The sequence below is a fragment of the Oscillospiraceae bacterium genome (assembly GCA_025757985.1).
Taxonomy (GTDB): Bacteria; Bacillota; Clostridia; order Oscillospirales; family Ruminococcaceae; genus Gemmiger.
In genome coordinates, this window is the sequence record CP107210.1 from 1,955,889 (window position 1) to 1,976,766 (window position 20,878).

General features: G+C 54.9%; 18 protein-coding genes. 1 reads left to right on the forward strand and 17 read right to left on the reverse strand.

What is annotated here, in order from left to right:
• The first annotated feature begins 304 nt into the window (after positions 1–304).
• The gene (locus OGM67_09575) at positions 305–967 is read left to right on the forward strand and encodes a phosphatase PAP2 family protein (GenBank protein UYJ33836.1); all 663 of its coding nucleotides are present in this window, start codon (positions 305–307) and stop codon (positions 965–967) included.
• Positions 968–1,051: 84 nt separating this feature from the next.
• Here OGM67_09575 and OGM67_09580 read toward each other — a convergent pair whose 3' ends face one another.
• From OGM67_09580 to OGM67_09660, 17 genes are all read right to left on the reverse strand, one after another.
• A complete protein-coding gene (locus OGM67_09580; GenBank protein ID UYJ33837.1) occupies positions 1,052–1,399 on the reverse strand; it encodes an EamA family transporter in 348 nt (115 codons plus the stop codon).
• The gene (locus OGM67_09585) at positions 1,396–1,758 is read right to left on the reverse strand and encodes a transporter (protein ID UYJ33838.1); all 363 of its coding nucleotides are present in this window, start codon (positions 1,756–1,758) and stop codon (positions 1,396–1,398) included. The genes OGM67_09580 and OGM67_09585 overlap by 4 nt, the downstream gene beginning before the upstream one ends.
• Complete coding sequence (locus OGM67_09590) at positions 1,755–2,696, reverse strand: glycosyltransferase family 2 protein (protein UYJ33839.1); 942 nt, start codon at positions 2,694–2,696, stop codon at positions 1,755–1,757. Before OGM67_09590 ends, OGM67_09585 begins: the two co-directional genes overlap by 4 nt.
• Before the next feature lie 25 nt (positions 2,697–2,721).
• Positions 2,722–4,230, reverse strand: a complete 1,509-nt coding sequence (locus OGM67_09595) for a hypothetical protein (protein ID UYJ33840.1) — start codon at positions 4,228–4,230, stop codon at positions 2,722–2,724.
• A 2-nt stretch (positions 4,231–4,232) separates the two neighbouring features.
• Complete coding sequence (locus tag OGM67_09600; GenBank protein UYJ33841.1) at positions 4,233–4,769, reverse strand: GNAT family N-acetyltransferase; 537 nt, start codon at positions 4,767–4,769, stop codon at positions 4,233–4,235.
• An 18-nt stretch (positions 4,770–4,787) separates the two neighbouring features.
• Complete coding sequence (locus OGM67_09605; protein UYJ33842.1) at positions 4,788–6,284, reverse strand: hypothetical protein; 1,497 nt, start codon at positions 6,282–6,284, stop codon at positions 4,788–4,790.
• On the reverse strand, positions 6,274–7,404 hold the full coding sequence (gene rffA / locus OGM67_09610) for a dTDP-4-amino-4,6-dideoxygalactose transaminase (protein UYJ33843.1): 1,131 nt from the start codon (positions 7,402–7,404) through the stop codon (positions 6,274–6,276). The genes OGM67_09605 and rffA overlap by 11 nt, the downstream gene beginning before the upstream one ends.
• 66 nt (positions 7,405–7,470) lie before the next feature.
• Complete coding sequence (locus OGM67_09615) at positions 7,471–7,965, reverse strand: hypothetical protein (protein UYJ33844.1); 495 nt, start codon at positions 7,963–7,965, stop codon at positions 7,471–7,473.
• Positions 7,966–8,029: 64 nt separating this feature from the next.
• On the reverse strand, positions 8,030–8,161 hold the full coding sequence (locus OGM67_09620) for a hypothetical protein (GenBank protein ID UYJ33845.1): 132 nt from the start codon (positions 8,159–8,161) through the stop codon (positions 8,030–8,032).
• Positions 8,162–8,176: 15 nt separating this feature from the next.
• Positions 8,177–8,515, reverse strand: a complete 339-nt coding sequence (locus OGM67_09625) for a BlaI/MecI/CopY family transcriptional regulator (protein UYJ33846.1) — start codon at positions 8,513–8,515, stop codon at positions 8,177–8,179.
• Positions 8,516–9,070: 555 nt separating this feature from the next.
• The gene (locus tag OGM67_09630) at positions 9,071–10,648 is read right to left on the reverse strand and encodes a recombinase family protein (GenBank protein UYJ33847.1); all 1,578 of its coding nucleotides are present in this window, start codon (positions 10,646–10,648) and stop codon (positions 9,071–9,073) included.
• 39 nt (positions 10,649–10,687) lie between these two features.
• On the reverse strand, positions 10,688–10,819 hold the full coding sequence (locus OGM67_09635) for a hypothetical protein (GenBank protein ID UYJ33848.1): 132 nt from the start codon (positions 10,817–10,819) through the stop codon (positions 10,688–10,690).
• 847 nt (positions 10,820–11,666) lie between these two features.
• Positions 11,667–11,861, reverse strand: a complete 195-nt coding sequence (locus OGM67_09640; GenBank protein ID UYJ33849.1) for a helix-turn-helix domain-containing protein — start codon at positions 11,859–11,861, stop codon at positions 11,667–11,669.
• Position 11,862: 1 nt separating this feature from the next.
• Positions 11,863–12,288, reverse strand: a complete 426-nt coding sequence (locus OGM67_09645; GenBank protein ID UYJ33850.1) for a sigma-70 family RNA polymerase sigma factor — start codon at positions 12,286–12,288, stop codon at positions 11,863–11,865.
• Positions 12,289–12,413: 125 nt separating this feature from the next.
• Positions 12,414–14,066, reverse strand: a complete 1,653-nt coding sequence (locus OGM67_09650; protein ID UYJ33851.1) for a M23 family metallopeptidase — start codon at positions 14,064–14,066, stop codon at positions 12,414–12,416.
• A complete protein-coding gene (locus OGM67_09655; protein ID UYJ33852.1) occupies positions 14,056–14,502 on the reverse strand; it encodes a DUF3846 domain-containing protein in 447 nt (148 codons plus the stop codon). Before OGM67_09655 ends, OGM67_09650 begins: the two co-directional genes overlap by 11 nt.
• Before the next feature lie 244 nt (positions 14,503–14,746).
• Positions 14,747–20,515, reverse strand: a complete 5,769-nt coding sequence (locus tag OGM67_09660) for an Ig-like domain-containing protein (protein ID UYJ33853.1) — start codon at positions 20,513–20,515, stop codon at positions 14,747–14,749.
• Positions 20,516–20,878 lie beyond the last annotated feature (363 nt).

Consider the following 20,878-nt stretch of genomic DNA (forward strand, 5'->3'; position numbering starts at 1 on the left):
GATGAGGGGCGTGTTATCTCAGCCACCCGGTACCAGGTGATTCCGGCAGCTCTGCCCCTCATCAGTCACCTTCGGTGACAGCTTCCCCCTTGGGGGAAGCCTTTTTGCTTCCCATCAATTTACAACTTTTTCACATTCTGCGCGCAGTAACACTTCCCCCTCGTTCGTATTAGTATACAGAAGCAGGCAGCCAAAGCCGCACAGTATTCTGTCGAAAACCCGGCTATATCTTGTGCGGAATTTCGCTTGTTTTATGCCCTGCCCGGGGCGTATAATGATACATCAACGAAAGGATGCAAACTGTATGCGCAACTGGTGTTCACGCCATCCGGTCTGGTTCATGGCGTTCTATGCTCTGTTTTATCTGACCTTTTTCGCGCTGCTGGAGCGCACGATCCAGTCCCCCGACCTGTGGGTCCACTGCCGGCTGGATGATCTGATCCCCTTCTGCAAATATGCCATTGTGCCGTATCTGCTGTGGTTCCCGTGGATTCCGTTCACCCTGTTTTACCTGCTGCACAAGGCCCCGCGCGGGGATTTCTGGCGGCTTTGCCTGCCGCTGTTCACCGGCATGACGATGGCACTGCTTTTCTACGCCATCGTACCGAACGGGCTGGCGCTGCGGCCGCGCTTTGTGCCGGGCAGCGACATTTTTGCCCAGCTTGTGCGCGCGATCTACCGCAGCGATACGCCGATGAATGTCTGCCCGTCCATCCATGTTTTCAACTCGGTCACGCTGATGCTGGCCTATTACCGCAGCAGCATTTTTGACGCGCCGCGCCGCCGCTGGATGCGCCCGGCCGCCATGGTGCTGTGCGTGTCCATCACAATGTCCACGATGCTGCTCAAGCAGCACAGCGTCATTGATGTCGTATTTGGTCTGCTGCTGGCCCTGACACTGGATTACGCCGCCACAGCGCTGCAAAGCGTCCCCGCAAGACGCAGACGCCTGCCGGAGCGGTTGTAAAGCAAAGCACCCCCTGCCTGTATTTGCCGTACAGGCAGGGGGTGCTTTATTGTTTATGGTAAAGAGAGGGCTTTTGCTTTTCCGTTACAGTGCATACACTAAAATGCCCGCCACGATCATGACCAGCGCCGCGATCTTCTTAGGGTTCATCTTTTCATGGAAGATCGTCACGCCGAAGATCGTCACATAGAGATAGCCGGTGGCCTCCAGCACAGGGCCGATGTTCAGCGGCACGCCCTTGTATGCCAGCATCGTAAGCAGCGTACACCCCACAAAGAGGCCGTAGCCCAAAATCACACGCCAGTCGGTGTACTCTGCCACAAGGGAGGTATGCTCCCGCATAGCGGCCTTTTTCAGCAAGACCTGCGACACCGAGGACAGGAAGGTGCTGCACAGGTAAAGCAGCACATAGGGCAGCTGTGCCTGATTCATTTGCCGCCCTCCTCTTCGTTGTCGGCACGCACAAACAGCACGATGCCTGCAATGATGATGACGGCCCCCACGACCTGCCGCGGGGTGACGGCCTCGCCAAAGACGGCCATGCCCAGCAATATGCCCCAGACGACCGTGACAGCCTTATTGGCGTAGGCCGTTGTCAGCGGCAGATGCTTGATGACCTGCTGCCAGCCGATGGCATAGGCAACAAGCGCCGCCAGCATCAAACCGTACAGCAGAAGGAACGCCGCGCTCAAAAACGGCTGCTGCGCCGCCAGCTTGCTGCACACACTGCTGCCCGCATATACCCCCAAAATGACATGCAGCAGGAGGAACCATTTTGCCTGCTGCCTCATGCGTTGTCCTCCCCATGGCGGATGACCTCACGCTCAACATACTGCGGTGCGGCGTTGGCGCACATATAGATGCGGCCGACATACTCGCCGATGATGCCCAGCACGACCAGGATCATGCCGCCCAAAAGCAGCAGCAGCGCCGTGGTGGACGCCCAGCCCATCGGGGCCGCGCCGCGGGTGAAGTGGTCAATGACGATATAGATCAGGTACACAAAGCCCGCTGCTGCAAACAGCGTGCCGAAATAGGTGGCGATGCGCAGCGGCTTGACCGAAAATGAGGTAAAGCCGTTCATCCAGAGGTTCAGCAGCTTCCGCAGCGTATAGCCGGAGCTGCCCTCTTCGCGGGCGCGGTGATGCACCGGCACATTGCAGATATGCTTGGTGGAGCGCAGCACAAGGCCGATCACATACGGGTAGCAATGCTCATACCGCAGCATCTCCTCCACCACAAAGCGGCGGGCGGCAAAGTAGCTGTTGACGACCAGCTCCGGCGGCTTGCCCAGCATGATCTCGGTCATTTTGCTGTTGACCCAACTGCCAAAGTTGCGCCAGCCGGCCTGCCTTTTCGTGTCGTAGCTGGCGTAGACCACATCGTAGCCGGCATCGATCTTCTCCAGCAGCTTGCCCACCTCATCGGCGGGGGTCTGGCCGTCATCGTCCAGACAGACAATGATGTCCCCGCTGCATTTGTGGAAGCCTGCCATCAGCGCGGCATGCTGCCCGAAGTTTTTGGCCAGATCCACCCCGGTCACATGGTCATCCGCGGCCACCAGCGCACGGATCGTGCCGATGGTATCATCGGGCGAGCAATCGTTGACCAGAATGACCTCATAGTCATACTGCGGCATCGTCTTCATGGTGGCGGTGATCTCCGCCACCACCTCCCCCACCGTATGCTGGGAACGGTAGCAGGGGATCACATAAGAAATTTTCTGCATAGCTTCGTTATCCTTCCAGATGTGTTCAACTGCGCTTATAGATGACCAGATCCTCGGTGGAGACAAGCTCCTGCCAGCTTTCGGCCAGCAGGCGTTCCTCCACGCGGGTGCCGTGGCCGCACATCACATAGCGGGAGTAGATGGGGTTCTCGGCGTCCCACAGGTAGGAGTTCTTGTCAAACTCAATACCCATGCCGTCCGGCACGGCGTAGAGGTAGCCGTGGAATACGCCGTCGTCGTAGGTGTAGGCCAGGGTGCTGTTCCAAGGATCGCTTCCCGCGTCAGCCGCGTCCTCACGCAGGACCTGCTCCACGATTTCCATCTGAGCAGCCATCTCTGTGTTGATTTCAGGCAGACTGCCGCGGGAAAAGTTCATCGGGAAAAGCAGCACCAGCAGCACAGGCATATAGACCGCTGCTGGTGCGGCATCCTCCGCCACAAAAGCGGCGATCAGTAAGATTGCCAGCAGCATCAGATGGCGGGGGTCAATGCTGTACATGGTCAGCAGCACCAGCGCCACAATTCCCGCACAGAAGGCAGCGCAGGATTTCAGCGCTGTGGGGCGTCCTCTGCGCTTATCCCAGACCAGACAAGCCGCTGCCACCAGAGCAACCGCCAAAAAGGTCAGCACACCGCCGCCGATGTAGGTCACATCGCCCTGCAGTGTAGGCACAATATCATACTGCCACGCTGCAGCCAGCAGTCTGACAGCCCGCTCCCCTTCATAGCGCACAGCCGCTATCGGGTGGCCCTGCAAAAGCAGCTGCACACCGGCAAAATCCATGCCGCCGCCGAAATACGCTGCCGCCATCTTTGTCATCGAAAAAATCGACAGGACAAACGAGGCCGCCGCTGCTGCAAGGCAGACACAGCGGCGCTTTTTGTGCTGCCATACCGCCGTCAGCGGAAACACCCAGAACAGCAGCGCATAGGGGCGAAAAATCGTTTCGAGCGCGCAGGCCGCTGCCCCGATGACCAGCCAGCCGGTCTTGCCGGTGCGGCGCACCGCAGCCGCCGAGCCTACGATGACAAAGGCCATCAGATACTGCATGGCCTCCGATGCACCGCTGACTGAGGATTGCAGCGGCCGCAGCACACCCAGCAGCACCCCGCACAGGGCAAGGCACTGCCAGACATTCAGCCGCGCACTGCGGGCGTAATATGCGATTCCCAGTGTGATCAGCAGCAGATTGCACCACAACACCACATTGACACTGGGCCCGAAGAAAAATGCCGGGACAGCATAGGCCCAGATCAGAAACGGCCCCCAAGTGCTGTAGCGGCCGATGTCGGCCGTATTCTCATTATAGCCAAAGTATCCCTGCGGCCCGCCGTGGGTGATGACACTGACGACCTCGCGGTTGTAGATAGCCTCATCGTTATTCATTGTGCTGGGCAGCCAGACCGCCCACGGTGCGGTGCGGTAGCTGATAAAGTAGACCCCCGCAAGGAACACAACTGCCCCCAACAGGCAAAACAGCGCGTTGGGGGTCTTTTTGAACAGCTTTTGGATTTTTTGCAGTCGATTTCCCATCGTTATTTCTCCGCCAGCCGGGCCATAAACACTACATCGCGGTATTGGCCGTCCAGCAGCTCCATATCGCGGAAAACGCCCTCCTGCACAAAGCCGGCCTTTTCATAGCTGCGGCGGGCGGCGGTGTTTTCCGCCAGCACACGCAGACTGATGCGGTGCAGCTGCAATTCGGCAAAGCCAAAATCGGTAAAGAGCCTTGCCGTCTCGGTGCCGAGGCCTTTGCCGCGCGCGCTTTCCTCGCCGATAAAAATACCGTACTCGGCGCTGCGGTTATGGTTGTCTATATCGCGGTAATAGACCGACCCAACGGGCTTATCATCGGCCTTGTCGATGATGATATACTGCACGACCCGCCCGGTGGCGACTTTGGTAGCCAACCAGCTGCGGTGCATTTCCGGCGTGAAGGTCTGGCGGAAGATAAAATTCTGCACGACCGACGGCGTATTGCGCCATTTCACGATCAGATCGGTGTCCGCATCGGCAATGGGCCGCAGCCGGACAGCTGCGCCCTCCAGAACCGGGAGATTTTTTACATCCATAGTGTGTCCTTTATCCTGCTATCTTGTGCGCTCATACAGCACGCACTTTTCACTTTCATACAAAACCGACCAGCCGTCTGCAGTCAGGCGGGCGGCTGTATTGCTGCCCGCGCTTGTAAAGACATACCGGGCATAGACCGGATTAGCTGCATTCTCCAGATAGCTGTTCTCGTCAAACTGGATTCCCATGCCGTCCGGTACGCCGTACAGCAGGCCGCAGTGAACCTCATCCAGAAAGGCATATGCCGCCGTATGGTCCCAGGGATCCTCGCTATCGACTGCAGCCTGACTCTTTTCCAGTGCCGCCTGCACCTGCTGCACCTCATTGTCCCAAACCTCGCTGTAGCGCGGCAGGCCATAGCCCTTGGCCAAACTGAGCACACCGGTCAGCGCCAGCAGCACCGACACCGCGGCCGTGGCTGCGGCAGGGCGGCGGTTCTCCAGCAAAAGGCTTGCCAACAGCAGCAGATCCAGAATCAGCGTATGGCGCGAGCCCTCGCCCGGGCGGTACATCAGCATCAACGCCAGAAAAACGATGCCCGAGGTCGCAGCGGCGCACCCCTTCCAGAACACAGGGCGCTGCCGCCGGACATCCCATGCCAGACAGGCCAGCACAATGCAGAGCAGCAGAAAGAACAGCAGATAATATCCGCCGCTGCGCTGGGAAAAATCCGTAAGGATCGTCTGCCCAACGGTCTGCAGCGCCCCTATCAGCTTATGGACAACATCCTTCAGCGCTTCGATCGGGTGACCGTGGAGAAGCTCCTGCACGGGGGTCATATCCACATTCGTGAAGAAGTAGGGCGCGTAAAATTTCGACATCAGCACCAGTGTGCCGCCCAGCGAGACTGCACCGCCCGCAACGCACACCGCGATGCGGTGCCGGTCATGCCACGCCAGCGCCAATGGGTAGAGCCAAAGCACGGCCTCATAAGGGCGCACCAAAGTGGCGACGGCACAAAGCAGGCAGAGCGCACCCCATGCGGCGCGGCTTTTATCCCGCCGGGCCAGAATACCGCAGCCCAGCACCGCCAGCACAAGCGCATAGTGAAGCGGCTCCTGCATGGCGGAGAACACATAGCGTATCGGTGCGTTGAAGGCGGCCAGCGCGGCAGCAAAGACTGCCTGCTGCTTGCCGTTCAGCCGTGCAGCCCGCGCGAAAAAGGTCCACCCTGCAACCACAAACAGCAGATTGCACCACAAAAAAGCATTCTGCCCGCGCAGGAAAAGCCCCGGCAGCGCGTAGACAAAAAAGACAGCCGGCCCCCATGCGGCAAAGGTGCCGCTGGCGGCATGCGATTCATTAAAGCCGAAATATCCCTGCGGCGCACCACAGCGCACCACAGCGGCCAGCTGCTTGCTGTAGATGACCTCATCACTCCAATAGCTGCACGGCAGAAAGATCTGCTGCAGCGGTACGCGGTAGACTGCCAGCTCATACACAAGCAGAAAAGCCAGCGCCGCAGCGGCGGTGCCCAGCACCTGCGCCCAGCCCGGTATACGCTTACTGCGCATAAAATTCCAGAACTTTTTCGATGACCTGCTTGCGGTCGGACTCGGTCAGGCCGTAATACATGGGCAGGCGGACAAGGCGCTCGCTCTCGGCGGTGGTGTAGACATCCGTGCCGTCAAAGCGGCCGAACTTCTCGCCTGCCGGGGCGGAGTGCAGCGGGATATAGTGGAATACCGCCAGAATATCGTTGTTTTTCAGGTGACGGATCAGTGCCGTGCGCTCATCAAGGTCCTTGCACTTGAGGTAGAACATGTGCGCATTGTGTACACAGTCTGCCGGAATCACAGGCAGCTCGACCTTACCGGCATCGGCCAGCGGCTGGAAGGCGGCGCGGTAGGCGTTCCATGTGTTCATGCGGTCGTTGTTGATCTCGTCCGCGTGGAGCAGCTGCGCCCACAGGTAGGCTGCATTCAGCTCACTGGGCAGATAGCTGTCGCCGAAGTCCACCCATGTGTACTTATCGACCTGACCGCGGAAGAATTTCGCGCGGTTCGTGCCTTTTTCGCGCAGGATCTCGGCGCGTTCATTGTAGGCCGGGTTGTTGATGACCAGCGCACCGCCCTCGCCCATCGAGTAGTTCTTCGTCTCATGGAAGGAGTAGCAGCCGAAATCACCGATGGTGCCAAGCGCACGGCCCTTGTAGCTGCTCATGACGCCCTGCGCCGCATCCTCCACGACCTTGAGGCCGTGGCGGTGCGCGATCTCCATGATCGTGTCCATCTCGCAGGCAACACCGGCGTAGTGCATCGCCACGATGACCTTTGTCTTGTCGGTGATGGCCTGTTCGATCTTCGTCTCATCAATGTTCATCGTGTCGGGGCGGATGTCCACAAACACCAGCCGGGCCCCCGCCAGCACCGCAGAGGTCGCCGTGCTGGAGAAGGTATAGCTGGGCAGGATGACCTCATCACCGGGCTGCAGGTCGCACAGCAGCATGGCCATATCCAGCGCCGTGGTGCCGCTGGTGGTCAGCAGCACCTTCTGGGCATGGAAGCGCTCCTCCAGCCATGCGTTGCACTGCTTGGTAAAGGCACCGTCACCGCAGATCTTGTGGGATGCAATGGCCTGCTTTACATATTCGATTTCTTCACCCACGCAGGGGGGCACATTAAACGGGATCATAAGAATCCTTCTTTCACGGCTTGATTTTTATCAGATACTACAGTATACCACAGTTTTCGGATTTTGTCACTTTTTTACGCGCGCATCGTTGTAAGCGCGGATCATGACCGCTGCAAACCAGAGCATCAGGACGCTGAACGCCACAAAGGCCACAGCAGCCAGTGTGGTCAGCGCGGGCAGAAAGTGCGCCACGCTGTAGACGGCCAGCGGCAGCGCCGCAAGGTACGGCACCCTGCCGCCCTGCCGCCCTGCCAGCCGGAGCAGCACCACCGATGCGCCCCAGAACAGCCAGAGATCCGCCACACGCAGCGCGGGAATCAGCCAGACCGATGCACCGCCTGCAGGCACACCGCTGAGGATCAGCTCCAACACAAGGCCCGCCGCACCGAAAAGCACCGGCAGCCTGCTTTTGGAGGCCAGCAGCAGGTAGCCCACCAGCGCCAGCACGGTCAGCGAGACCTCCTGAATGGCGGCGTTTTCCGGCACAGAGAGCAGTGCCCGGCCTGCCGCCGCCACACCGATGAGCAGATAGGCCAGCGCGGTTTTATTGCGTTTATCCATGATCGGGGTTCTCCTGTAAATCGAATAGAATCTGCGCAGTATAGGCATACTGCTTAATTTTTAATTATACTGCTTTTATATCAGCCTTGCAAGCACACCGCAGGCAAAAGGGATGCAAAAAAATACCGCCGCCCGATACGGGCAGCGGTGCTTTTTTGAACGAATCTAATTTCTCTGGCATCTGCGCACGATCCATGCGCTGCGGTTTGCTTTACTGCGTATTTTCGCGCAGGGCGGCCCGCATTTCCTTCTGGATCGCAGGGGTCGTTTCCATCTTCTGCATCAACGCGGCGAGCAGCTCCGGCAGCTGCTTTGCGGGCAGCTGCTCTGCCACTACAGCAGCCAGATATTCGGCATGGGACATTGCCGGCTCAAAGGTGCGGGCATAGGTCTTGCCGCTGCGGACAAAGCCGACCTCACGCAGGACGCCCTTTTCCATCAGGCTGTTCAGCATCGAAAAAATCGAGCGTTCCTTCCATTTGCGCTCCACGCAGGTGGAAACGACCTCCGTCTGGGCCATCGCATGATCGGCCTTCCAGAAAATCTCCATGATCTGTTGTTCGCTTTTTGTCAGGTGCACTTGGTATACCTCTCTCCCTAAGGTACTGCCGCACGGCGTCTGCCCTGCGGGCCTGTGCGCCGCCCGGCGGCTGCGCACCCTCCGCCCAAAACGCTGCAGCACTGCAGACATTTTGATCTTTGCAGAGGGTACACCTCGCCTCTTTCAGCGGTGCATAGAGCCATGCGGTGTAGCCCAGAATTTCGTTTATACTTTTATACTATCCGGTTGTGAGTAAAATGTCAATGATTTTTTGCGAAATATTTTCGGGATCATAGTTACTTTGTAACATTTTCACAACTTTTCTACATTTTGCGGTGCAACTGCCTGTTTTTTCTATTTCCTACATAGATTCGATGCTTCATCAAGGTGTGGCACATGTGCGGCACAATTTGCCACACCTTGCCACACATGCGCCTCGCGCAGGTATATTACACCGGCCAAATTCAACATCATCTTGATTCTTTCCAGCGATCGCGCAGCAGCTTCAGCGCCCGTTTTTCCAGCCGGGAAACATTCCGCCGCGCCTATTGTAAACGATTGGCCCTAAGAAATCGCTTCCAACTCACGGAAGCGGAATTTGATGATGATTTGTTTGTTTTCGGTCAGTTCCACACGCTCGATGAGGCTGACCAGAAGCTCCCGGCTGGTGTAGGCAGAATCCGAAAACTGCTGCACCAGCTCTCTTGCTCGGTCTTCTGTGCTGACCGGGCTTTCTTTTTGTGATTTCAGCTCTTTCAGCTTCTCTTCCAGAGAAGTTCTGTCCATCTTCACTCGCTGATAGATGCGCTCGAAGTCCGCTTCGGCAAGAAGTCCGGTCAGCCGATCCATATACATCTTATCCAGGTTGGCAGTCAGACTGTCGATCTTATTCTGAATGGACTGGATTTCTGCTTCATGGTTTTCCGCCTTGCGGGCTTTCTCTACTGCATCGGCAGCAATTGGCTGAAGCTTATTTGGATCAAGATAGGCTTCACAGACTTCTCTGACTTTAGCCAGAACTGCTTCGGTAACGACCTGCTCTTTGATGGAGTGGCAGGAACAGACACCTGCTTTGGTGAAACGCTGGTAGGTTCGACACACGAAAAACAGTCGATCTCCACCGGATACCGGCGGACGATTTAGCACCGCCATTGGATAACCGCACTCATGGCAGAAAATCAAGCCTTTTAATAAGAAGTCATAGGTTCTGCTTCGGGTGTGCTTGCGGCTGTTGACCAGCATCCGCACCTTCTGAAAGGTTTCTTTGTCAATCAGCGGCTCGTGGGTGTTTTCAACTACAACCCAGTTTTCCCGATCTTGTTTCAGACATTTCTTGGACTTGTAGCTGATTTTCACCGTTCGTCCTTGAACCATATTGCCCAGGTAGGTTTCGTTCTGCAGCATTTCAGAAATGCGTTCGCTGGACCAAAGTCCGGCATAAGGACCTTTGCGTCCCATATTCCAGCCACAGTAAGTTGCAGGCGTCGGAACACCTTCTTCGTTGAGAGTCGCCGCAATCTTTCGGCAGCTCATACCATCCAATGCCATGGCGAAGATTCTGCGCACCACAGGAGCCACTTCCTCGTCGATGACAATTTCGTTTTTCTCCGTCGGATGCATCTTATAGCCATACATGGGCTTGCCGCCAATGAACTGCCCTTTCCGCTGTTTATCCCGCTTGACGGATTTGATCTTCTTGGAAATGTCTTTGGCATACATATCGTTCATAATGGCACGGAACGGGGTAATGTCATTGGCGGTGGATTCTACGCCGGTGTCAATACCGTCCAACAACGAAATGTAGCGCACTCTCTTTTCGGGGAAGTATCTCTCCATATAATGACCGGTCATGATATAGTCACGGCCCAGACGGGATAGGTCTTTGGTGATAACCATGTTGACCTTCTTGGCTTCGATATCCTCAATCATGCGCTGAAAGTCAGGGCGGTCAAAACTGGTACCACTCCAACCATCATCGACATAGGTATCGTAAACGGAAAGGCGATGCTGCTGAACAAATTCATTGAGCAGGGATTTCTGGTTGGTTACACTTTGGGATGGTCCTTCGGTCTCATCCTCCTTTGATAAACGGATGTACAATGCGACATGGTAATCCATAGGGTTGCTTATTTCTAAGTACATAGTTTCCTCCTTGAAATAAGCGACCACTCATCGCAAACATTATACAACGGGTTTCTCAGATGTCGCAAGGATGCGGACAAGATAAAGCCGAAAAGACTCCTCCAGCAACTCAGCGAGACTCTTTTCGGCTTCGGTATATATGCAGTGCACAACAGGCAAGGTTTGCTTCATACATTCTACCTCCTTTGTTCATCGTATGTAAAGGGGCAAATTTTCTTGCCTGTCCATGTTGTGAAATTGATCCATTCCGTGACAGGAATGGAATTGTCTATGGGAAACTCGAAATTGTCCTTGGATTCCATGTATGATTCCTCTTTCTTTCGTTATTTGAAATATGATTTGATTCCACAAGCATAGCGGCCACCAGCCGAAGCCGGTGACCGCCATAATCTGAAATCAAAGTTTATATCCTATTCGACACTACTTCCCGGATATAAGGGCGAACCCCCGGCCCGGCTGCTGGAAACAGCTCCCGCTTCCTGTACCACATTGTTGGCAGTGCCGCCGACGCCTTGAGAGCATCGCCACGGTGCGTATCATGATTGCTGACCCTTCGCTTGAGGTATGTGTTCCACGCCACCTCTCCCGCCTCTGGGGGCGCTCCGCTGCTGTTATGCAGCCTCATCGCGTCAGAGCCAGGACGCACCTGCCGTCGCTCCTTGGGTTGCGGCAAGGTCAGTTGTATGTAGCCGGTGATTCGGATATTCGGTTGCCAAGGTACATAAGGGGAAAGAGGGCTTTTTGTCCCTCTATACTATAAAGATGCAGGTTAGCCTTATTTTGTTGATGAGAAAATCAAAAATAGCAAAATGCACAAATGTGGTCGATAGATTTGCACACTTTTACCAAAAAAGCAGCACACACGAAAGGTGTCAATTCAAAATGTAAGTATAACAGACACATAGAATATCTCGCTCTGGTAGGGATAAAAAACAGCACGAGCGTCTACCCTCAAACGGCAGACGCTCGTGCTGTTTATGCTATGTGGTTTTAACCGCCATCAAGCACGATTCGCTGATCAAGGCTTATTGATGGGGAACTTTGAAATTGCCTGAATGAACGCCATAACGATAACATCATGCAGATCCTCATCTTTGCGGCCTGCACTGCGGCTCGCTTTCTCTATCATGGGACGAAAAAGGTCAAACATTTCCATCAAGGCTTTTTCATCACCATTTTTAGCGTTAATCAACAGTTCGCGAAAAGAAATCATATCAATCATCCTCCAGCATTTCTTTCTTCAGCTTATCGAGAGCGTTCTTCTTGTGAGACCGAATTGTAGAGCTGGTGACCCCCAACTTCCGGGCAGCCTGCGCGGGGGTAAGTTCGTCCTTATAGAGCAGCTTGATGACCACGCGCTCCGGCTCCGACAGAACGAAAAGGCTCTTGCGGAGCTTTTCCCGTAACCATTTTTCGCCAAGTATCTCCTCCACCGTGAAGGGGCTGCCCTGACAGCGTTTCTTATCCGCCGCAGAGAGATCTTCATAGAGATGCTCATGATCCAAAATGGGTTTAATTTTTCTAAAATACTCCGCCCTTTTGTTAGCCAAGGTGCGCTTAGCGTATACTGAAAATCGCACAAGTAGCTCGGCATCTTCTTCGGTAAGTACATACTTACCGCTAGCATTCTTTTCAATCATTGTAAACCTCCTAGATTTTGAGTTTCATAGAATAAAGCTCAAAACCAGGAGGCCCACGAATGCAGTTGGGTGGTAAGGTGCCGGCGAAAGAAACCAAAAAATATGCCAGATCTCGATACGCTATTTTAATTTGGTGACACCATATCCAATGGATTCACCCTGATCCCGCCCTGCATCACCTCAAAATGCAGATGGTTGCCAGTGCTGTCGCCCGTGCTGCCTACATACCCGATCACTTGACCAGCCGTCACGGTTTCGCCCGCCGTGACGGCTGTTGCTGTCATGTGGGCGTACCGCGTGGACAAACCCGCGCCGTTATCCAGCAGCACCTGATTGCCATAGCTGTCGTTCCAGCCGCTGACCAGCACTGTGCCGCTGTGGGCAGCCAAGATGGGCGTACCCTCCGGCGCGGGAATGTCCGTGCCGCGATGCCCGGTATTGCCGAAGGCGTCCACTTCCCCGAAGTGGCAGGATATATAGGTGTGACCCGGCAGCGGCCATTGCAGGGTGCCGTCACCGACCGTGTCGCCGACACCGCCGCACAATGCCAACAGATAAGGGCGCAGTTCGTCCGACAGCAGCTCGTCAAGAATGTCGCGCTGGTCTTGCGTGAAATTGTATTCCTCGGCCAGCTCGGCTACACTTTTGCTGCTGACCGTGATGTGCAGAATATGCTCTGTGACCGGCTCCGGGTCCGGTTCATCCTCAGTCGGCTCCGATGTGGTGGTTACAGTTTCGATTTCTGAATCAATTTGGTGCATGGACCAAAAGGTATTCTGGACCAGCAGCTTTTTGCCTTCATCGATGACAACCACGTCGCTGTCGGAATTCAGATTGGCGTGAACCGCAAAGACGGCCAGCACTTCGGGCCAGTAGCTTGCCCAAGTGTGACCGTCCTCGTAGTCATATTCGATGGTGGTTTCACCGCACTCCGGGTGAGCGGCTACGATCTCGTTGATGGCCTCACCAAAGTCGGCGTTGGTTTCCGCAACGATTTCCTCAATGCGGATGCTGTTCGGGTCGCCGGATTCATCGGCAAACAAAATGCCCATCGGTGAGCCGATCACCGCCGCAGCTGCGCCTATGACCATCGCCAACACCAGTACCACGCCGCCGGATGCCAAGAGCGCCAGCAACGCCGCAACGGCGCGCTGCATGGTTTGCGCCAACAGCCTTTGGATCGCTGCCATAAGTATTTGAAACAGTCTGCCAATTTGTGTGGTGGCCGCCCGCTTTGGCGCGGCACCAGCATATTGGAACGCGGGGAGGCTGCTTACCGCGGTGGAAACAGCTTTATTTCCCGTCTCTTTCTGGAAATATCTGCGGACGGCATCTTGGATCAGAACCTGCCGCCTGAGCTTTTGGCAGGCAGATATCTGCGGCGTTTGCATAGGCATGGCAGCGAATGACACAGTGGTTTGCGATGGGGTTGGTTTTGCTTTTTCGATTGCCAGCACACGAAAGCGCCCTCGCTTGAATGCCTCACGGCACACCTGCCCGGATGCAGCATCGGCGGCAAGGGTATTCTGGGCGCGCTTTGCCTGCAAGGCGCGAAACTTGGTGTAGCTGATTCTGCGGCTTGTGTAGGCTGTGTTTTCGACAGCCCGATCCGCCTGATTGACACCGCTTTGAATGGCGTTCTCATCGTTATCCGATAGCGATGCATCGCGCTGTGCGGCACTTTCCGCTTGCCGGGCGGTGCTGTCAATGCTGTGGCGTATCACAGAATGAACCATGGCACGGCGGGCAAATTGAGTGCGGCGTTGGTTATCGTTCATTGTGGTTTCGGTGCTCCTTGTTGGCGTTATTTCTCATTTCGGTATCTCTCATTACGTGGGCGTATTGCTCCGGGGTTGTCTTCATGGGGATGATTCCCATGAAGGATGGCACAAACACAACCGGATCATGATAAAGCTGTTCATAGCGTTTCATCTGCTCATCGGTCAGGCTGGTAAAATCATCTTCCCCAAGGCCGCAGACAAAGAAATCCCCGGAAAGAACATCATAATCTTCCAGTGGGCGATTCAGGGGCTTGTGTTTCACCTTTCCCTCGTCATCACAAACAACACAGGCGTTATCCTCCCAAGGGTACACGGCTTCAATATCGCCGCCGACAAGGGCCTGCATGGCCGCAAGGGTGTGCTCGATGACCCTTTCTTCCGGATACTTGCCCGGCTGAACATATAAAACGCGAATCTTGTTTTCGTTAGACATGGTAAAACTCCTTTTTTGATAATAAAAATACCGCTGTATCGGGTGGATACAGCGGATGCGACATATTATGCAGACGCCCCTACATTGTGTGAACGACTGATTTCAAAACAAACGATTTTACGATTTTAATCTGGATTTCTTGCGGATGCCGCCTGCGGGCAGTATAACAAGGATAACGCTGTGCGTGATACTGTCTAATAAGTAGGGTGCAGTTCCATATTAGGCGGGTACTTTTTGCTATGGATTATTTACGCTTTCTTACACTGTAAACAATCGGCACAGCGATTCCTGTCAGTACAATGATGACAATTACCGGCACCACCGGAAAGTTTCCACCGGCCTGGGCGGGGGCGTTGGTTTCTTTTTCAGGCTTCAGCATTTCAATGACAAGGCTGTCCTTCTCAATCTCGTTTTTGCCCTCTGCATCGGAGTAATACTTGCCGCACTCAGAGCAGACATAGTACTCGATGTTACCCTCGGAGGTGGCAGTTGCTTCCTTAGCAGGCACATAGGTCAGCTTGTGACCCAGCGCAGCCGCTTCACGGGTCTCGGTCACATCGCAGGTACAGCTTCTTGTCTCGACGCCTGCCTCTGTGCAGGTGGGAGCTTTGGTCTGTTTCCATTCACCGAAATGATGACCGGTCGCTTTCAGGGTTACGCGCTCCAAGGTGGTCTTCGTTGTACCATTTTCGTCGGCAAAGCGATTCTTACACTGGCTGCAAGTCCAGTATTCCTCGTTGCCGTCCGCAGTGCAGGTCTCCGCCTTCCCGGAGATATAGGTCAGCTTGTGAGCCAGTACTGCAACTTCACGGGTCTCGGTCACACCGCAGGCACAGCTTCTTGTCTCCGTGCCTACCTCCGTGCAGGTGGGCGCCTTGGTCTGTGTCCAGTCACCGAAGTGGTGACCAAGTGCCAAAATCGAACGACCCTCGGTCACACCGCAGGCACAGCTTCTTGTCTCCGTGCCTACCTCCGTGCAGGTGGGCGCCTTGGTCTGTGCCCAGTCACCGAAGTGGTGACCAAGTGCCAAAATCGAACGACCCTCGGTCACACCGCAGGCACAGCTTCTTGTCTCCGTGCCTACCTCCGTGCAGGTGGGCGCCTTGGTCTGTGTCCAGTCACCGAAGTGGTGACCGGTTGCTTTCAGGGTTACCTGCTCCAAGGTGGTCACCGTGGTGCTCTTTTCATCTGCAAAGAGCTTCTCACACTGACTGCAAGACCAGTATGCAACGTTGCCGTCCGCAGTGCAGGTCGCTGCCTTCCCGGGGATATGGGTCAGCTTGTGACCCAGTGCTGCCACTTCACGGGTCTCGGTGTAACCGCAGGTGGCGCAGCTTCTTGCCTCCTCGCCCGCTTCCGTGCAGGTGGGAGCCTTGGTCTGTGTCCAGTCACCGAAGCTGTGGTCAAGTGCCGGTATCTCACGGGTCTCGGTGTAACCGCAGGTGGCGCAGGTTCTTTCCTCCTCGCCTGCCTCCGTGCTGGTGGGAGCCTTGGTCTGTGTCCATTCGCCGAAGCTGTGGTCCAGTGCTGCCACTTCACGGGTCTCGATCTCACCGCAGGCACAGCTTCTTGTCTCCTCGCCTGCTTCCGTGCAGGTAGGCGCCTTGGTCTGTTTCCATTCACCGAAGCTGTGACCGGTTGCTTTCAGGGTCACCTGCTCCAAGGTGGTCTCCGTGGTACACGTTTCATTTGCAAAGAGCTTCTTGCACTGGCTGCAAGTCCAGTATTCCTCGTTGCCGTCCGCGGTGCAAGTTGCTTCCTTAGCAGGTGCATGGGTCAGCGTATGACCGGTTGCTTTCAGGGTTACCTGCTCCAAGGTGGTTTCAGTGGTACTATTTTCGTCCGCAAACAGCTTCTTACAGCTGTTGCAAGTCCAGTACGCCTTGTTACCGTCCTCTGTGCACGTCGCCTTCTTCTCCTCGGTCTTGACAAGGTCATGGGTATGGGCAATCTGGTTGCCTACCGTCAGCTCCGCATCATCCACAAAGAAGTGACCGGCGGACTCCGTGGTGTTCTTATTGCCGATGATGAAGTCCAGCTTATTCATACCTGTATACTTCTCAAGCTGCTCCGGGGTCAGGGAAATCTCCAGCTGCACCCAGCCGTCTGCCTGCTTCACCTGCTTATAGGTAGGAACGATATTAGCACTATATGCGCCACCACGGGGGATCACAAAGATGCCCATTTCGTGGGTCGTGTCGTCTGCTGCCTTTACCCATGCCTTCATGGTGTAGTTCACATCGCACCGCAAGGGGGACTGATCGGCATTTTCCAGACGGTACTGCACACCCTTATGGGCATATCCCTTGCCATTGACTACAGGAATTGAGTCAGTGGTGGTGACATCTGCACCGAACACGCCGTTACGGGCAGCACCTTCGTTTACGCTCCATGCAATGCCTTCTCCCTCTGTTCCAGGATACTGGGACCATCCGGTCTTATCGCCAAGCTCAAAGCCGGGATTCGGCAGTTTTGTAGGATCTACAACGGTCACCTTGCAGGTTGCGGTCTTGCCGCCGTCCACAGAGGTGGCAGTGATGACTGCGCTGCCGGTATTCCGCGTGTAAACACGACCGTTTTCAACAAAAGCCACATTGGGATCGCTGCTGCTCCAGACAATTTCCTTATTGGTTGCCTGCTCAGGCAGCACCTTTGCGGAGATAGCAAAGCTATCCTGAAGGCTTACTGTCTTTTGGGTCGGGCTGATCTCCACGGATTCTACGGGGACGACCAAATCAGCGTGCACATGAACCGTGCATTCTGCCTTTACATGGGGATAGTCCTTAACGGAAACCGTAATCTTGGTGTCGCCGGCCCGCTTGCCGGTGACACGACCGTTTACAACGATTGCCACCTCATGCTCCTCTACCGTCCACTCCAGAGGCATATCCACATCGGGAATGGCATCCAGAAGCGCCTCCAGTTGCGTCTCGCCGTCGACCTCCAAAGTCAGCTCGGTCTTATCCAGTGTGAGCTTCTGGGGTACGGGATTGATGACCGGATCGCCGATCTTGACCTCATCGAACATAAAGCCGCAGACATCTCCGGGGTTACCGGTCTCTTTCCAGTAATCGCCGATCTCCATTCTGATAGCTCCGGAAACCCCCTCGATGGTATGAACCAGCTGACCATCGATATACATTTTGCAGTCGGTGCCACTGGTGTAATCCCACTTGAATTCATGCCAGCCCTCAGAGCGGGTTACATTGGATGCCGTGAAGTTGCCATTTGCACGGAAAACATACTTATCCGAACGGATGCGTACATTGACACCGATCGCGCCCCAGGAACCTTCCTTCGGAACCACATTGGCAACGCCTACGGCATTGGCCTGCTTATTCATGGTATCATACATCCAAACGGAGAACACCTGCTTCTGCGGTGTACCGAAAGCAAGTCCGATCACCTCTGTGGGCTCATCAATTATATAGCTGTATCTGCCGGCATGTGCCTGCTTGTCAGTGCGGGTAGGCGTGCCGGACTTTTTCAGCCATCCTGCAAAGCTGTTGTCACCGAAGCTGTCATACAGGGAGACTGCATCCGTGGCAGAGGTCTTAAAGGAGAACACGGAGCTTACTGCGCTGGTGCCGCCCAGACGACCCTCAAAGGCAGTGACTCGCCAGTAGTAGGTGGTCTCCTTTTCCAGACCTGTGGCTGTAAAGGAGGGATCCGTTACCGTGGTATTCACAACTACATCGGTAAAATCCTGATTCTTGGAGATCTCCAGCAGGTAGCTGCCGGCACCCTCAACAGGATTCCATGCAAAAGCTGTTCCGGAGACGAGCTCCACATCCTGCGCGCCGCCCGCAGGAGAGGTTAGGACAGGCGCCTGCACCTGCACGCACAGACCGGTGCGGTAGGCATCCCGGTACATACCGGTCTCGTTACTCTTAAAGTGGTCGTTGCCCTGAATTTCCTTGATCTTTGAGCCGGGCTTGACCTCGAAGTTCTGACCGGCAGCGTTTACGAAGCCGATATCCGTACCGGCGTCATAGCTCTGGTTGTTATTTACCTCACCGTAGGTAGTAACTTCACCCACAAGGGAATAGGAAGCGCCGCCCACTGCGATGTTATTTTCGATCACCGCATTCTTGGGGATGCAGCCCTTGCTGCGCTGCGCAGAGCACTGGCTGCACTTTTCCAACGCAAGCATATCCGCGTCGAACATTCCGGGGTACTGCGCTTTCCACTTGGCAAGGCTTGCTGCATTTTCGGGCTTCATCAGCTCGTCCACCATTGCCTTCCATGCCTTGTAGTTACCGCCATCAGGGATGTGGGCAGACTTATGTGCCCAGCCCATGCAGCGGTTGTCATAGCGGATGAAGCCGCCGCCGTTATTGACCTCAATATTATTGGAGATCACATTGTCCCGGCCGCCGCCCACCAGGAACGCATTTGCCTTCATATTCACAAACAGGTTATTGGTGGCAATGGTGCCGGAGGCCATATCATCCAGATAGATACAGTAGGTACCGCCGTGGGTGGTATTGGGGATATCATAGAAATAGTTATTGGTAATGACATTTCCCCGGCTTGTCCAGTCACGGGTACAGGTGTAGATCGCGCCGGAGTCACCTGTCTCGTAGAGGACATGGGAAATCTCGTTGCCCGCAATCTTATGGTTATTACCGGAGAAGGCAACAGCCTGATGAGGGGCATTGGTGATCTTGTTTCTGGTCACCAGATTGCCACAGCCGAAGATGCTCACTGCCGGAGCATAGGTACGCTTGATTACAGAATAATCGTCAAAGAGGCAGTTATCCACCTTGTTATTGCCGGGGGTCAGCGAGAGAACCTCGCCGCCGTCCAGCAGGACACCGCCGGAGCCCATGTGCTTAAAGTCACAGCTCTGAACGGCATTATCGTGGGTTTCAAGGTCGCCGTTCATGGTAACGCCCTTCTGACCCATATTGGTAAACAGGCAGTCGGCAATCAGAATATGATTGCTGTCGTACAGGTCAATGGCATTTGCGTTGCCGGCGGTGAAGTGCAGACCCTCAATGGTGATGTAAGAGGCACCTTCCAGCTTGAAGAAGGGATCCGCCAGCACGCCTAATTCAACTTTTCTGCTAGCAATATCCGTCTCAGAGTAAACGTACATCTTATCATTGGTACGATCCAGATAGTACTCACCGGGGGCATCCAGTCCACAGAGAATATTGTACACATAGAATTTCTTGGGCTCGTTGCCCTCCATGGCATACCAGGTGGGATGCTTGCCCGTGAATTTGACGCCGTACGACGTGTCCATTTCCACAGTCTTGGAAGCCACATTATCATCGGCGTAGGTGTGGTTAAAGTAACCGTAGGTCCAGACATCGTCCTCCAGCTTCAACAGGTCGAACATATCCTTAAGACCCTGGTCGTTACAAGCCCAGATCGGTCCCTTCTCCTTCGTAGGATCAGGAGAGTCGTTATAACGCGGATTAAAGCCCGGGTCAAAAATGTGGCTGGGCTTTACAAAGTCCTTGTCCGGGTAGCGAGCCATGTGCATACTCTCCCCGTCCATCACAACATTGAGAGGGGGCGGCAGCTCCGGCCAGCCATAGCCCACCTTGGGGATGGGTCCGATGTTATCAAGACCCAGTGCCTTCATATCGCAGACATACACATTGTCATGAGCAGCCTCGGGCAGACGGGCAAGAATATCTTTGTCCGTTACATGCTCAAAACGGTTGGGCTCAACAGAGACCGTGCCGGAGAAGGTCACCTCGGCGCCCTCTGCAGCCTTCCAGACAATCGGCTTTCCGGCCTCTCCGGAATCCGCCGCAGTCAGTTCCAAGGCACTGCTTGCTAAATACTCACCACCGAGAAGATTCACAGTGATGCCGCCCGCAGGCAGTCCGGACTGTTTCAGCTCCCGAACCTTATTGCGTGCGCCTTCCAGAGTCTTTAATGGTGCACCGACAGTACCCGCTGCTGCATCATCACCGGTAGGCGATACATACAGCTGCGTACCGGTTGCCGGCTGCGCGTCGGCTGCACCCTCTGCATTTACAAGCATCGTGGGCATTGAGCCGAAAGCCAAGCATAATGCCGTTGCGAAGCTAAGCAAACGTTTTCCTTTTTTCACACAATCACTCCTATAAAAATTTTATCGGCTGCCGAGGGGGGTATGCCAATGTACTTACTATATTTACATACTGACCTGGCGTTTACAAGCTTAAAGACAGGACTTTCGTTTAATGCAGAGGTTCAAAATCGGCTCACTCTGTTCAATTTCATGACCATTCCCTTCCGCTGAGTTACAAGGCTCCAAAGGGAACGAAACAAGGACGGTACAAATAAAAGCAGACGTTCAAAAAAGTAGCTGTTTCCCTCCGAATACGAATTTTCTGCGTCTCTGCGTTGCTTCAAAATTCGATTATCGGTTCAA